General features: G+C 40.9%; 1 pseudogene. It reads right to left on the bottom strand.

Annotated elements, in window-relative coordinates:
* Positions 1-245 precede the first annotated feature (245 nt).
* A pseudogene (locus SB660_RS19095) lies at positions 246-416 on the bottom strand (group II intron reverse transcriptase/maturase); the annotation flags it as partial.

The raw sequence follows: 416 nt of genomic DNA on the forward strand, positions 1-416 counted from the left end.
GTTGCGATCAGTGCTTTGTTCACTTTTTGGATTTTTGTTTTATCCATCTCACTCTTCCTTTCACATATAAATGATTCGCACAAACTTCATTTTCATCATACCCTTTATATCGACAGGTAGATAGCGAACCTTCATAGTATTTCTAAAATAATGGAAGAAAGTCTTGCCCAAATCGAGTAGGCGGGAGTGATTAACTACCGACCTCTCACACCACCGTACGTAAGGTTCCGTATACGCCGGTTCAATTAAGATGAATAATGCAAAGCTTCATAACAAACTTGCAGACTTTTCAGCCCTTGGCTTTCCCAGTAGGAATTGCCGAGGGTTCTGTGTAATATGAGACTTTTAGAAATGCACCAGTACCCTTTTTTGGTATTCCCCCGCTCATATGCTTTCCCGTAAGGAACGTTTATGCG

This window comes from Bacillus sp. SIMBA_005, from assembly GCF_046535585.1.
Classification (GTDB): Bacteria; Bacillota; Bacilli; order Bacillales; family Bacillaceae; genus Bacillus; species Bacillus pumilus.